The sequence below is a fragment of the Streptomyces sp. P17 genome, from assembly GCF_032436805.1.
Classification (GTDB): Bacteria; Actinomycetota; Actinomycetes; order Streptomycetales; family Streptomycetaceae; genus Streptomyces.
In genome coordinates this window covers 1-244 of sequence record NZ_JAVRBF010001345.1, presented here as the reverse complement: position 1 = coordinate 244, position 244 = coordinate 1, and the positions used below count along the sequence as shown (strand labels likewise).

Sequence of the window (244 nt, the reverse complement as noted above, 5' to 3'; positions counted from 1 at the left end):
ATCAATGGTACGGGACAAGCTGATTGTGTTATTATGATTGACGAAGTTAATGAATCTGACGGCTCAGTTACTGCTGTTTCAATCTATAGAGGCGGGGAAGGATACACCGAATCTACTAATGTCGCTACAACATATTCTGGTGCTGGTAATAGTTTATCAATTGACATCACTGCTGTATCTGATAATACAGATAATTATGGATACATGATGTACTCTGGCACTATCCCGTATCTTGGGGTTGTTG

Annotated in this window: 1 protein-coding gene; it reads left to right on the top strand. The window is 39.8% G+C overall.

Features of this window, described 5'->3' with window-relative positions:
• Window positions 1–33: 33 nt before the first annotated feature.
• Window positions 34–244 (top strand): hypothetical protein (locus RMT89_RS44920; RefSeq protein ID WP_315889514.1); only part of this gene is annotated, 211 nt, incomplete at its 3' end.